Annotated in this window: 14 protein-coding genes; 6 read left to right on the forward strand and 8 right to left on the reverse strand. The window is 46.3% G+C overall.

Annotated elements, in window-relative coordinates:
- Positions 1-33: 33 nt before the first annotated feature.
- The 3 genes from HRU69_04510 to HRU69_04520 are packed head-to-tail and all read right to left on the reverse strand — an operon-like array spanning position 34 to position 3,490.
- Positions 34-1,824, reverse strand: a complete 1,791-nt coding sequence (locus HRU69_04510) for a long-chain fatty acid--CoA ligase (GenBank protein ID QOI96800.1) — start codon at positions 1,822-1,824, stop codon at positions 34-36.
- Positions 1,824-2,636 carry an alpha/beta fold hydrolase gene (locus tag HRU69_04515; protein ID QOI96801.1) on the reverse strand — a complete coding sequence of 271 codons (813 nt, stop codon included), beginning with the start codon at positions 2,634-2,636 and terminating at the stop codon, positions 1,824-1,826. The genes HRU69_04510 and HRU69_04515 overlap by 1 nt, the downstream gene beginning before the upstream one ends.
- A 38-nt stretch (positions 2,637-2,674) precedes the next feature.
- Positions 2,675-3,490 (reverse strand): alpha/beta hydrolase, encoded by an 816-nt coding sequence (locus tag HRU69_04520; protein ID QOI96802.1) that lies wholly within the window; start codon positions 3,488-3,490, stop codon positions 2,675-2,677.
- Positions 3,491-3,636: 146 nt separating this feature from the next.
- Between HRU69_04520 and HRU69_04525 the strand changes: the two genes are divergently transcribed.
- Entirely contained in the window at positions 3,637-3,924 is a 288-nt protein-coding gene (locus tag HRU69_04525) for a hypothetical protein (GenBank protein ID QOI96803.1), read from the forward strand.
- Here HRU69_04525 and HRU69_04530 read toward each other — a convergent pair.
- Genes HRU69_04530 through HRU69_04540 form a run of 3 tightly spaced genes read right to left on the reverse strand, consistent with a single transcriptional unit; the run spans position 3,917 to position 5,693 of the window.
- On the reverse strand, positions 3,917-4,303 hold the full coding sequence (locus HRU69_04530; GenBank protein ID QOI96804.1) for a hypothetical protein: 387 nt from the start codon (positions 4,301-4,303) through the stop codon (positions 3,917-3,919). The genes HRU69_04525 and HRU69_04530 overlap by 8 nt on opposite strands.
- Positions 4,304-4,354: 51 nt before the next feature.
- Positions 4,355-5,329, reverse strand: a complete 975-nt coding sequence (locus tag HRU69_04535; GenBank protein QOI96805.1) for a hypothetical protein — start codon at positions 5,327-5,329, stop codon at positions 4,355-4,357.
- Between the two features lie 40 nt (positions 5,330-5,369).
- A complete protein-coding gene (locus HRU69_04540; GenBank protein ID QOI96806.1) occupies positions 5,370-5,693 on the reverse strand; it encodes a Rieske 2Fe-2S domain-containing protein in 324 nt (107 codons plus the stop codon).
- A gap of 56 nt (positions 5,694-5,749) precedes the next feature.
- Here HRU69_04540 and HRU69_04545 point away from each other — a divergent pair, with 56 nt between their 5' ends.
- Positions 5,750-7,048, forward strand: coding sequence for an amidohydrolase (locus HRU69_04545; GenBank protein QOI96807.1), 1,299 nt, complete (start codon positions 5,750-5,752; stop codon positions 7,046-7,048).
- A 118-nt stretch (positions 7,049-7,166) separates the two neighbouring features.
- Positions 7,167-9,350 (forward strand): prolyl oligopeptidase family serine peptidase, encoded by a 2,184-nt coding sequence (locus HRU69_04550; GenBank protein QOI96808.1) that lies wholly within the window; start codon positions 7,167-7,169, stop codon positions 9,348-9,350.
- Here HRU69_04550 and HRU69_04555 read toward each other — a convergent pair.
- Positions 9,344-10,528 (reverse strand): class I SAM-dependent rRNA methyltransferase, encoded by a 1,185-nt coding sequence (locus HRU69_04555; protein ID QOI98820.1) that lies wholly within the window; start codon positions 10,526-10,528, stop codon positions 9,344-9,346. The two genes, HRU69_04550 and HRU69_04555, sit on opposite strands and share 7 nt — an antisense overlap.
- Positions 10,529-10,755: 227 nt before the next feature.
- Here HRU69_04555 and HRU69_04560 point away from each other — a divergent pair, with 227 nt between their 5' ends.
- From HRU69_04560 to HRU69_04570, 3 genes are all read left to right on the forward strand, one after another.
- The gene (locus HRU69_04560) at positions 10,756-12,225 is read left to right on the forward strand and encodes a Do family serine endopeptidase (protein ID QOI96809.1); all 1,470 of its coding nucleotides are present in this window, start codon (positions 10,756-10,758) and stop codon (positions 12,223-12,225) included.
- A gap of 18 nt (positions 12,226-12,243) precedes the next feature.
- Positions 12,244-12,417 carry a hypothetical protein gene (locus tag HRU69_04565; protein ID QOI96810.1) on the forward strand — a complete coding sequence of 58 codons (174 nt, stop codon included), beginning with the start codon at positions 12,244-12,246 and terminating at the stop codon, positions 12,415-12,417.
- Between the two features lie 63 nt (positions 12,418-12,480).
- Positions 12,481-13,710, forward strand: a complete 1,230-nt coding sequence (locus tag HRU69_04570) for a 4-hydroxy-3-methylbut-2-enyl diphosphate reductase (protein QOI98821.1) — start codon at positions 12,481-12,483, stop codon at positions 13,708-13,710.
- Here the strand turns inward: HRU69_04570 and HRU69_04575 are convergent, their stop codons facing one another.
- Positions 13,711-13,935, reverse strand: coding sequence for a hypothetical protein (locus HRU69_04575; GenBank protein ID QOI96811.1), 225 nt, complete (start codon positions 13,933-13,935; stop codon positions 13,711-13,713).
- Positions 13,936-14,025: the final 90 nt, after the last annotated feature.

Consider the following 14,025-nt stretch of genomic DNA (forward strand, 5'->3'; position numbering starts at 1 on the left):
AGTTCTTAGCCAAATACGGTCACTGGCATACGGTTACTCATAAAGTTTTTCGATGGCCGCTTTGTGTTTAAGTAACAGGTTGCTGCGGATCATTTTAAAAGAAGTAGTCAGTTCGCCCGAGTCAACCGTCCATTCGGCATCACTCAGTATAAATTTTTTTATCCGCTTATAATTTTCAAGGTCGGTATTTAACCGGTCAATTTCCTCCTGCATCTTTTGCTGCACCTTTATGTTGTGAATCATAAAAGGCGGGCCGGTCCAGTGTACACCGGTTTCTTCACACCAGCGTTTCAATAATACAAAGTTGGGTACCAACACCGCACTGACAAACGGCTTGTTAAACCCGACAACCATGCATTGTGAAATGAACGGTGAGGATGTGAAATGATCTTCCAGTTGTTGTGGCGATATGTAAATACCGGCCGTGGTTTTAAAGATGTCCTTTTTTCGCCCGGTGATCATCAGGAATTTCCGGTCAACAAATTTCCCCACATCGCCTGTCCGCAACCAACCGTTAATCAGTACCTCGGCTGTTAGGTCAGGCCTTTTATAGTACCCTTGCATGATATTTGGGCCCCGCACCAGAATTTCGCCCTCACCGTCTTCGTTGGGTTGATCAATGAGTACTTCAACTCCCGGCACGGACAGCCCCACGGTTCCAAACCGATTCATACCGGGCTGCGGGCGGTTAACCGAAATAAAGGGCGAGGCCTCCGTCATGCCGTAGCCGGAAAGGACCATTACACCGGTAGCCGAAAACAACTGGGCAATGTCGGGCCGCAGCGCTGCAGCGCCTACAATAACAAACCGTGCCTTTCCGCCTAAAAAATTGCGCCAGTGATTAAGCACCAGCACTTTAGCAGTGAAAAGTTTTAAACGGAACAGGAGCCCCCTTCGCAATTCATCTTTGTAATGCAGCCCAACGTTCATGGCCCAAGTGATGAGCTTTCGCTTAACTATGTTTTTGGATGCCCGCTGTTCAAGCAGGTAGTCGTACATTTTTTCCAGCGTTTTCGGAACGCTGGTGCAAAAAGCAGGTTTAACTGATTTAAAATCAGCATTGATGCTTTCTTTGGAAGAACTAAAATAAATGTTCACCCCAAAGGCCATGTAGGCGTAGCAAGTTGTTCGTTCAAAAATATGACTGAAGGGGAGGAAACTTAAGGCCCGTTCACCGGGATTAGCCGGCAATACCGGAAGAATGGATTTAATGTTGCTCACCACGTTTTTATGCGATAACACAACGCCCTTTGAAACACCGGAAGTACCCGAGGTATAGAGTATAACCAGTGTATCGTTTTCGCGAACATTGCTTTTAACCGACTCCAGGCGCTGCCTTGTGGCGGTTGCTGCCTTGCTGCCCAAAGCAGAAAAATAACCTTTCTCAGTTTTTTCGAGGTGAAAACATTGGTTTATACTTTTGGCTTTTGCACCAACAAGTTGTGCTTTAAAATAAAGTCCTGCTGTTGCCGTGATGCAAAGTTTGGCCTGCGTTTCGTTAAGGATAAACAGCATTTCTTCCGGTGAGGTAGTGGGATGAATGGGAACCACGATCATCCCGATTTGCTGACAGGCAAAATCAATAATCATCCATTCCGGACTACCCATAAGCGGTACAATGGCAACAACGTCACCGGGCACATAGCCCTGTTCCAGCAGCCAGCATGATGTTTCATCAATACGTTTTTGAATTTCAGCCGTTGACCAGGCTACCCATTTGCCGTTGGTAAATGAATGGAGGCTTTCCTGCTGTGGAAACTTTTTCTGCTGGTAAGCAACCAAATCAAACACACGGGTAAAATCTATGGTCGATGCGGGATTCATCAGGATTTGACTGAAACGGGGGCCACATACAGAATATCGTAAAGCACCTCATAAAATTCCTTAAAGTCCGGAAGATTGTTGTGCCGGGCACCCTCGATGGCATGCAATGTAATTTTATCGGGGTACAGGTTTTTAAGCATGGTGCTTTGCTTAAAGGAAATGAGCCTGTCGTGTGTGCCGTGGATGATATGAACCGGGCATAGTATATTTTTCAGGTATAGATCGGTGCGCAGGTCGTAACGCAAGATCCACTTCATCGGAAATAGAAACCCATACCGGTTGGCGTTATACAGAAAGCTGAAATAGGGGGAGTCAAGCACCAGCATACGCGGTTTATTCCATGAAGCAATGCGTGCTGCAATGCCGGTACCGAACGAGCGGCCAAAAACCACAATGCGATCTTCTGGATAGTGCCTGGTAAGCCACCGGTACAGAAATTGTGCATCGTCTAAAAGTTTGGTTTGGGTGCGTTTGCCACGGCTCTTACCAAACCCCCGGTAATCCATCATAAAAAAATCATAGCCGTTGCTTACAAAGTCTTTAGCGAATTTTCCCCAGCCTTTAATGCTGCGCGAATTACCTTTTAAATAGTAGATAACCCCCCGTGAATTTGGTACGGTAAAATGAACGGCATTGATGCGGCCGCCATCTTCCATTTCGAATGTATATTCTTCAAATGGAAAAGCGTATTGAAACTTAAAATGCGATGCGAGTATCTCAGGCCTGAAAAAAAACAGGTGTTGTAAAAAATATAACAGCAGGCATAATCCCACATAAATAATGGCAATACCGCCAAGCAATGTAACCCACATTGCTACAAGTTACGCGGGCCATGCAGTTGGCGCAAGCACTACTGCAAAGCCTCAACAAGTTTGGCCTGGTAAAGTTGAAACCCGCTCAGGTTATCATGGGTGCCACCCTCAATAATTATAAACTCATCATGTGGACTCAACACGCTTTTTAGCTTCAGGGCCGAGTGAATCGAAACGATGCGATCTGCTGTTCCATGAAAAATCAACTTTTTGCACGGAACTTGCGCAAGCCTGTCGATGGTGGGGAAGGTATATCGAAGCGGGAAAATCCGAACCAATGGCCTGAATACAGGGTTCACCGCGCCCTGCAGGTTATCAAAGGGAGTTTCCAGAACAAGCAGATCCGGATTGGTTTTTGCAGCCAGGTAAGAAGCTACTGCCGAACCAAGCGAACGGCCGAAAAGAATTAGTTTTGCCGGCTTCAGATTTTCATGTGCCCATTGCCAGATCGCATCCGCATCGGCATACAATCCGTGCTCGTTGGGTTTACCGGTACTCTTGCCGTAGCCGCGGTAATCAAATGCCAATACAGTGTAATTATACCGGGTAAGTTCCGATGCAATAGCACCCCACCGCTTCAGGCTTCCGGAGTTTCCGTGAAAATATATGATTAATCCTTTTGAAGAATCGGGTGGAGAGAACAGCAGTGCATTAAGAACTTCACCATCGTGTGTGCTGATGGAAATTTCTTCGAACGGAGTCTGAAATGAATAAGCAAAATCCGGGTTTAGCTTTTCGGCCTGGAAAATCAACGCATCCTGAAAAAAGAAAATAAGTATAACCGAAATAATCGTAACCACAAGACCAAGAATGGCCAGCCATTTTAGCCATTGAAGTAAGCGGGCAATGTGCAAAGTGGTGTTGATTTATGTACAGATGATATGTTCGAAAGCGTACAAATAAACAGCTACCTGATTACGCCATCGTTCATTTATGAATCAAAATTAAGCATTTGGTTGGTTGGTCGGATTTTTGAAGTTCAGCTCAGAAAACCATTTTCATGGCAAAAGGCTGTGCTTCAGTTTTTCTGATCTTCTTGTTAATCATCACGCTGCCCGTGTGGATTGGCGTTGGCGGAGTTCTGCTGGGTGTTTTCGGAGGTATTTTAGGCGCTGTTGTGGGTTTGGTAGCCGGCATTTTTACCGCCATCATCGGTATTATCGGTAAAATTTTTGGCCTGGCTTTCAGCGGTGCATTTTACCCCATCAGCCTGAGCCCACTTGCGGTGGTGATGATAATCCTTGTTATCATCCTGCTGATACGTTCTGGCAATAAAACGGTTAAGTAATCGGATGTTTATTATAAAGTGCCGGATTTAAAAAATATTTGCTGTACACCGGATACCGCTTTACGGCAATCAGGTTTGGTTTGTTGTTATCCGAGAATACAACACGGTAGTAAAACTCAAATCCTTTTTCAACCCGAATTTGCCGCTTAAGCATGTACCATTCCTTGTTATGGGGGTTAAGTACTTTTACCTGGAGGGTGTATAAACCGGGTGTGCTGCGAATGCGCACAAAATTTTCCGGGTCTTTGTTGTACAACTTACCGTTAACGAACACCTGAATGGAAGAAAATTTTTCGGCCTGAATGGCAATGGCCGATACGTAGGCTGAACAGGCAATACTGCCAAACACAAAAACACCAACTGTTATCAACCGCTTCATAAAATCAACTTTGATTGAAAAGTACAACCATCATGCCAACTGCAGCAACCTTTAATTTATTTTCATTTCGTTTCGCAATCCTTTAATAAAATTTTGCAGAGCCTGCTGCCAGGTGGTATCGGCATCCCATTTGGGACCAAGAAAAACATGGCCAAATTCAATATGCCGCACATAAAATTTGTGCACCTCCACATCGGCAGCAATGGTTTTTATTTGTTCCTGGCCGTTCGGATAGGTAACCGAAACCAAAGCGCTTTCGCCTTTGCTCATGTCATAACCAAGTAATTGTTTGGCGGCAGGACCCCGCGTGTGGATGTGCCTGAGCAGATATAAGGATCCTTGTTTGCGAAGTTCAGCCTCGGGCACGTTAGCCTCCACCAGTTTATATTTAAACGGATAGTTTTTCATGATTTCTTCCAACTCGCTGTCTATTTTTTCATCTCCGAATTTTTGTACCGCGAGGTTATCTACTTTTAAATCGTACGCAAAAAGTTCGTTGCGGTTGCCTGTGAACAACGGAATTGTCAAGTCAATTTCGGGAACTTCGTTAATAAGCAGGTTTTGTTTTCGCTTGCCGGCCAGTGCAGTGCGGTATAAAGTCATGAGTGCTTCGTCCAGCGTGCGGTCCTGTGTTTTCCATACAGAAGCGGGAATGGTAAGCGTGTTGTTCTCGGCAACAACCAGCGGGACAATCATCAGTTCATAACCCGGGTTGTTTTTAAAAGCAAAAACCAGGTTTCCCACTTCGCGATTTTGCAGGTATTTTATAAATGCCTGGGTTATATCAGCCCCCGCAAAGAGTTTGTCAACCTGGGTGTAACCAACGGCATCAACACCGGTTTTTACCAAACCGGCATGAATGGTGTTAATTTCTTTTTCGGTAAATGTGTAATCGGTGAAAACAAAAACCCGTGTGCTCAGAATAGTTTCAGGTATGGGCCCGTTACCTGCCCGTTGCAAATCGGCAATACGTTGTCCGAAAACAAAGGATGGAATCAATATCAGAAAGCAGGCGAACAGGTTCATATGAGCTGAACGGAAAAACCTTCTGGATATTTTTAATTTTTTAATAAATGCCCACATAAAATCCGGTTGCATCTGCTTTAATCGGATAGGTGATTAAATCGGCCGAACGTGCTGCAAGTTCACGGCCGGTTTGCAAATCAAAACAGTAATTGTGCCACGGGCAAATAATTTCGCCCAGGTGGTTAACCATACCTTTGCTGAGCGATTCACCGTTATGGGTACACCTGTCCTGTACCGCAAAAAACCGCTTGTTGTGCTGAACAAGACAGATACGCTTACCATGAATAATCGCTAACTGCGGCTTGTCGGGCATTAACCGGTTGCATGCTTCCGTTTCATCAGCAAATAGTTTTACCCATTCCATAATACCCGTTGGCCGAAGATCAGGTTTTTTCTATCTTGTTTCAAATCAAAAATCCGATGAAGAATATTATCGCACTTATACTCGTGTTTGCCAACCTGGTTGCAGCAGCACAGGTTAACCCGAAACTTCAGGCCAGCATTACCAAAGCAGCTTTGAACATTGAACCCAGGATGATTGACTGGCGCAGGAATATTCATCAATACCCGGAACTTTCAAATCGTGAATTTAAAACTGCACAAAAGGTTGCTGAACACTTAAATCGGTTGGGGCTTGAAGTGCGAACAGGTATTGCCCATACCGGTGTTGTCGGCATACTTAAAGGAGCAAAGCCCGGCCCGGTAATTGCCTTGCGGGCTGATATGGATGCGTTGCCCGTAACAGAGCGCAACAGGTTGCCATTTGCTTCACGCGAGCGTGTTGTATTTAACGGCCAGGAAACAGGCGTGATGCATGCCTGCGGGCATGATACGCACGTGGCTATTCTGATGGCCACGGCTGAAGTGCTGGCCCAACACAAAAATGAGTTGAAAGGTACTGTTGTTTTTATTTTTCAACCTGCTGAAGAAGGGGCCCCTGCCGGTGAAGAAGGCGGTGCTGACCTGATGGTAAAGCAGGGTGTTCTGGATAATCCGAAAGCTGACGTCATTTTCGGATTGCACATCAGTTCCGGAACGCCAATAGGCGAGCTTACCTACCGGCCCGGTGGATTACTGGCCGCTGCCGATAATTTTTCAATTCGGGTGAAAGGCAGGCAATCGCATGGCTCAACCCCCTGGATGGGCGTGGACCCGATAGTCATTTCATCGCAGATTGTGCTGGGGCTGCAAACCATTATCAGCCGACAAACAGAACTAACGCAGGAGGCTGCCGTCATAACGGTTGGCCGTTTTCATTCGGGCATTCGTGAGAACATCATCCCCGAAGAAGCATTTCTTGCCGGTACCATCCGCACGCTTGATACAGCCATGCAGAACCTGATCCACAAGAAAATTATTCATACAGCAACCGCGATTGCCGAAAGCGGAGGCGCAACTGCCGAAGTTAAAATTCAGCGTGGCACACCGGTAACTTTTAATGATCCGGAACTTACCCGCAAAATAGGGCCCAGTTTACAGAAGGCAGCCGGTGTTGAAAAAACTTTTGAAATAAAAGCCATAACAGGGGCCGAGGACTTTGCTTTTTATCAGAAAAGGATACCCGGCTTTTTCTTTTTTGTAGGAGGCATGCCGCCCGATCAGGATCCGGCTACCGTGCCCGCACACCATACACCCGATTTTATGATTGATGAACGCGGCCTGCTAACCGGCCTGAAGGCCATGCTGCAGGTAACACTGGATTATATGTTTATGAAGTAAGCTTCAATAGCATCGTTTCGTTACACATACCGCTCAACGTTGGAATTCACCAATGGTTAGATTGCCGTAGCAATACCTCCTCTATTTTTGCATCCTTGCAATCCGAAAACCTGTCGCCATGAAAAGACTCTCATTAATCATTCTCCTGTTTCCGTTTCTGCTCTTCGGGCAGACCAAAAAGCCCGTTGTTGCTTCTGATTTGATGAAGATAGCCACGGCCAACCAGATTGACATTTCGCCCGATGGCAGCAAAGCGATTATGGTGGTTACACGCAAAGCCGTAAAGAACGATAACGATTATTACTACACCCGCCATTTATACCTTGCCGATCTTACCGGCAAGCAGGAGGTGAGGCAGTTGACATTTGGCGATAAGAGCGACAGCCAGCCGGTGTTTTCGCCCGATGGTAAGCAGATTGCTTTTGTACGCACTGATGGCGAAAAATCGCAGGTGTGGATATTGCCGCTAACCGGGGGAGAGGCTTACGCAATAACCAAAGCTGAACATGGTGCATCCAGTCCCATGTGGTCGCCTGACGGAAAAAAAATCATGTTCACTTCGTCCATCCCGGCTTATGCCATAGATGGTACCGTTACCTGGAAGGATGAGCGACCAGGCCGTACACCAGGCGATGAGCCAAATTTGAAAAACCTGAAGCCTGAAGAGCGCAAGAAGATCAAAAACAGTCCGGACGGAACCCTGGAAGAAGTGCGGGCCTGGCTTGCCAAAAATGCCAGCGAGAGCAACCCAAAAGTAATTACCCGACAGGACTTTCTGGGCGAATTAACCCTTCAACCACTGCGGAATTTCACACACCTGTTTATACAAGAAGCAACGGCCGATGCCAAAGCGAACCAACTAACAACCGGCTATCAGAATTTTCAATCGCCAGCGTGGTCGCCCGATGGGAAGACCATCATCTGTCGTTCGAGGATCTTTACTGTTGATCCGGATCGCGAACCAGATGGCGATTTGTGGGTGATAGACGTTGAAGCTAAAAAGGCAGCCGAATTTTTACGATGGGAGAACTATTCGCTCAATAATCCTGAGTTTTCCCCTGACGGAACACAGGTAGTTTTTAACGCATCCAATACGCAAAACCGCCATGCCATGCAATCGCAACTGGCAGTGGTGCCTGCTGCCGGTGGCAAACCCACATTATTAACGGCAACATTGGATCGCGATGCCGGTTCAGCTCGCTGGTCATTCGACAGTAAAACAATTTACTTCACGGCACAAACCGAAGGCGATATTGTACTGTATTCTGTTCCTGCCAAAGGAGGCCCGGCAACCAAAATAATCGGCAACGACAGCGGTGTAAATGATTATGACATAGTTGGTGATAAACTTGTGTACGCATTAACCGAAACAAAAAATCCGTGGGAGGTTTACCTGTACAACCTCAAAGACAAAAGCAACAAACAACTTACCCGGTTAAACGAAGAGTGGCTGAGAGACAAACATATTGTTTATCCGAAGGAGTACTGGTTTACCCGACCTGACGGAACCAAAATTCAGTATTGGGTAATGGAGCCTGCCGGGAGAAAAGAAGGATTAAAATATCCCACTATACTTAATATCCACGGAGGACCTGCCGCCATGTGGGGCCCTGGTATTTTTTCGATGTGGCATGAATACCAATTGGAAAATAGCTGGGGTTATGGTGTAGTGTATTGTAATCCTAGAGGCAGCGGTGGGTATGGCGATAAATTTAAAAAAGCAAACTACCGGGATTGGGGAACCGGCCCCGCTGGCGATATTCTTGCATCGCTGGAAGAAGCCATGAAAAGCCACGCATGGATTGATAAGGATAATCTGTTTGTGGAAGGCGGAAGTTATGCCGGCTACATGGTGGCCTGGATAATCGGGCATGATAACCGGTTTAAAGCAGCCAATGCCCAGCGTGGCGTTTACGAACTTACCACCTTTATGGGCGAGGGCAACGCCTGGCGGCTCATTCCAACAGCATTCGGATACCCGTGGGAGAATGGTGTAAAGGAAATTCTGGATGCAAACTCACCCATGAGTTATGTTGATAAGATAAATACACCCTTATTGATCATCCATGGTGATCAGGATTTACGCACCGGGGTGTCGCAATCGGAAATGTTGTACAAGAGTTTGAAGATACTGAACAAACCCGTTGAATATATCCGCTACCCGAAAGAAGGGCACGAACTTACCCGCAGCGGCAATCCGGGAAGGATGATGGATCATTTGCTGCGCGTGATTGAATTTTTCGAAAGGTATGCGCGTCATCCGGAGCCACCAATAGCTGTTCAGTCCTCGTCAGGTCAATGAACGTACAACACCAGTCCTTTCAAATATTCACCTTCGGGATGGTAGATGGACACCGGGTGATCGGCAGGTTGGCCCAAGCGGTGCAGCACGTTTATTTCCCTGCCGGCATTCAGCGCGGCTGATACTACGGTATCATAAAACAACTGCCTGTCTACAACCTGTGAACAGGAAAAGGTAAAAATTATGCCACCGGGATTAATTTTTTTCATTGCAATTGTGTTTAATCGCTGATACCCCTTCATGGCCTGGTGGCGTGCATCGCGGTGTTTGGCAAAAGCCGGAGGATCAAGAATAATAAGGTCATAGGCTTCGGTGCACCGTTCCATGTACTCAAATGAATCGGCTGTAAAGCAGGCATGTTCAGTTGAACTAAACCCATTCAGTTCAATATTCTGGCGGGTGGCTTCAATGGCTTTCTCTGACACATCAACCGAATGAACAAGTTTTGCTCCGCCTGTTAGCGCATACACCGAAAAGCCTCCGGTGTAGCAAAAGGTATTCAGTACGGTTTTGTTTTTAGCGTAACTGCCAAGAAGGCTGCGGTTATCGCGCTGGTCCAGAAAGAACCCGGTTTTTTGTCCACCTTCCCAATCCACATAAAAACGATTTCCGTTTTCGCTGATGAGGTGGGGTACTGCCCCCATGCCATGTATGTATTCGTCTTCCGCGGTAGTACGAAACCGTGCAGGCAGGGTTGACCTGCTTTTATAATACACTGCCTTTAGTTTTTCTTGTAGCACGCTCTGCAATGCATCAGCAATTGCTTTTCTATCAATATGCATTCCTGCTGAGTGGGCCTGCATAACGGCCACTCCATTATAGTAATCAATAATCAATCCCGGCAAACCGTCACCTTCGGCATGGATTAAACGGAAAGCATTGGTTAACTCAATCGGTAACCCGGCAGCCAATCGTAAAGCAACCGCAGTCTCAATCTTGGTTGTCCAAAAGTTTTCAGCGGGTAAAGTTGAATTAAAGCTCAGCATCCTGACCGTAATGCTGCCTTTTTGATAATGACCAAATCCAATGGTTTTATTCCTGGCGTCAGCTACCTCCACCCATTCGCCATCTGCCGGATTACCTTCGGTAGAGTGGATGGCCCCCGAAAATACCCACGGATGAAATCGCTTGAGGGATTGTTCTTTACCGGGCTTCAGGCGCAACTTGCCGCTTATCATCATGGATTGCATAATCAAGGAAACAAAGGTATTTTTTGCGAACTATACTATGCCTATTTCCGTATTAGGTTTTACCAGAAGGCAAGCAGGCGTTGTACAGACTTGACGGTGAGAACAGACGTAAAAAACCTGACAAAATTTCGCAAAAACACTGAAAATCAGTCAATTTTAACCGATTTGCCTGCTTTTTGCTTTCGTGATAATCCACAAAAAAATTCTGAATGGTTATGAAACGATTTAGTGCATTATTGGCAGCTGCAATACTTGGAAGCCTGTTAACCCTTGGTGCTTACCAGTATTTTTTTAAGCCTGAGCAACCGGTTACGGTGCAATATGTATCAGGCACCCCTATATCCAGGATTGCATTAACAAAAGATGAAAGCGGTAATACAGTGCCACTGGATTTTACAGCAGTTGCAGAAAAAGTTACTCCTGCGGTGGTGCATATTAAGAGCACGCAAAAGAGCAAAACAACACAACCCCAATATGTGGATCCGTTCCGCGATTTCTTCGGTCCCCGCAACTTTGGCCCCAGCCAGAGTTCAGGGTCAGGCGTTATTATTAATGCTAACGGATATATTGTTACCAACAACCATGTGGTGCAGGATGCTGATGTGGTTGAAGTAACCTTGTTCGATAACCGTACCTTCAAGGCTGAGGTTATTGGCACCGACCCTGATACCGACCTGGCTGTTGTAAAAATCAATCAAAGCAATTTGCCATTCCTTTCGTTTGTTGATTCCGATCAATCAAAAGTTGGCGAGTGGGTACTGGCGGTAGGAAATCCGTTTAACCTGAACTCAACCGTTACAGCTGGCATCATCAGTGCGAAGGGAAGGAACATTGATATCATAAACCGGAATAATGGTGAAGGCAATACAGCAATTGAATCCTTCATCCAAACCGATGCCGCCATTAACCCCGGTAACAGCGGAGGCGCATTGGTTAACCTGGGTGGCGGATTGCTGGGTATTAACACCGCTATTGCAAGCCCTACGGGTGCTTATTCAGGTTACGGATTTGCTGTGCCTTCCAATATTGTAAGTAAAATTGTTGAAGACCTCATCAAGTACGGTACAGTACAACGCGGTTGGCTGGGAGTAACCATTACCAGTGTGAACAGCCAACTGGTAAAAGAACATGAGTTGGAAGTAACCGAGGGCGCTCTTATAACCGGGTTTGCCGAAAAGAGTTCCGCTAAGGATGCAGGCCTGAAAGAACAGGATGTTGTAGTGAAGATTGATAACACGCCAATAAAAACCAGTGCAGCGCTGATTGAAATGGTGGGCCGTCATCGCCCGGGCGATAAGCTGATGATTACCGTAAACCGTAAAGGAAAAGAAGTGACTGTGCCCGTTGTATTGAAAAACCGCGATGGCGAAGTTTCGGTGATAAAACCTGAAGATAAACCGGTGTATGCAACACTGGGTGTAACACTGGAAGACCTGGATGCAAAAACGCTGAAGCAGCTCGATTTAACGAATGGCGTTCGCATCAAAGCACTTGGCAACGGCAAACTTTCAAAGTATACTGATATCCGCGAAGGGTTTATCATCACTAAGGTTAATGATGAGCCAGTAAAATCGGTTAAAGAATTCAACGAGATCATTAAAAAGAAAAAGGCAGGCGAATTGGTTATCCTTACCGGAACCTACGAAGATTTTCCACGGGAGTTCAATTACGCCTTCAGAATGTAAGACTAAAACCGGATGTTCATGAGGAAACTGTTTAGAAAAGGTGAGCGTGTACGCAGCAAGATTGACGGCAAGGTGATGGAGGTTTTGCGTTACCTGAAAAACAACCTGGTAGAGGTAATGACCTTCGATCCGCAATCGAAAGAAGTACGAACAAAACAGGTGCGTGAAGATAAATTATCGAAAGCCGCCTGAAAGAACCGGCAGCAGAGTAAACTTATTGGTACTTTTGCTGTTACAGAGGTAAAAACAGCGGCCATCAAAAAATTCAATATTCCAGCGTGGTACCGGTCGTCCATAGCCGGCCGGATCAAAGAAGCGCGTAGATTAAACGATCTGCGCAAACAGGATTTTACGCCTACGCTGCTCGACTTTGGCCCGGTACGCTTTTACCTGGCGCGCCACTTCGGGTTTTGCTATGGCGTAGAAAACGCCATCGAAATCAGTTATAAGGCACTGGAAGAAAATCCCGGCAAAAATGTGTACCTGCTCAGCCAGATGATCCATAACCAGGAAGTGAACCGCGACCTGCAGGATCGCGGTATTCAGTTTATTATGGATACTGATGGTACGCAATTCATTCCATGGGAGAAAATCGGAAAAAACGATGTGATAATCATACCGGCTTTTGGAACCACGTTGGAGATTATGCACCTGCTGCACGATAAGGGGGTTGAACTGCACACCTATAACACTACCTGCCCGTTTGTAGAAAAAGTATGGAACCGGGCTGAGAAACTGGGCAAAGCCAACTTTACAGTTATCATTCACGGCAAACCGAAACACGAAGAAACGCGCGCTACTTTTTCGCACAGTTCGGCAAGCGGCCCTTCTGTAATAGTGCGCAACATGGAAGAAGCGGTAAACCTTGCGGCATACATTAAAAGAACAAAACGGAAAGAAGATTTTTATGAGGAATTCGCCTGGCGTTACTCCGAAGGGTTTGATCCGGAAAGGGACTTAAGCCGTATAGGCGTGGTTAATCAAACTACCATGCTTGCATCTGAAACGCAGGCCATTGCCGATTACTTTCGTTCTGTGATGATATCCGTTTACGGTGAGGATGCACTGCGCGATCATTTTGCCGATACCCGCGATACGCTGTGCTATGCCACCAACGATAATCAGGATTCAACCTATGCCTTGCTGGATACCGATGCCGACCTGGCCATTGTGGTGGGTGGCTACAACAGCTCAAATACTTCACACCTGGCTGACTTGTGCGCGCGGAAATTTCCAACCTATTTTATCAATGCGGAAACAGAAATTTACTCTGCTTCGGAGATACATCATTTCCGGTATGCTACCAAAGAGAAACTGGTTAGTTATAATTTTTTACCCGATAAAAATCCGGTAACGATAGTGCTCACAAGTGGAGCTTCCTGCCCGGATACACTGGTTGACCGCGTCATGTTTAGGCTGCTGGAATTTTACACAAACAGGCAGTCGGTAGAAGACGTACTTCGCCAGGTGGGTATACCAGCCTGACTATTTCTTTGAGGTTTTCTTCTTGGTCTCTTCCACCCGCTTACCTCCGCGGTGCTCGCCAAGAATAATCACGTCTTTGGTTACTTCGTACATCTTGGCCGCCTGCATCATTGCTTCGTACGTATCGCGAATGATGATGGTGCCCGGGGTCTTTGCCCCTTTGTTGCGTATTTCAATATAAAATCCGTCTTTTTTCTTTTTGGGTACGGTAGGAGGTCTTCCCATGGGTTGGTATAATTTAAGGTTCTTTTTGCTGTAACCAATCGGTAGGTCAATTGGTTCAAGCCGCAAGATGCGAAAAAAGCAGGAACAATC

This window comes from Flammeovirgaceae bacterium (assembly GCA_015180985.1).
Taxonomy (GTDB): domain Bacteria; phylum Bacteroidota; class Bacteroidia; order Cytophagales; family Cyclobacteriaceae; genus UBA2336.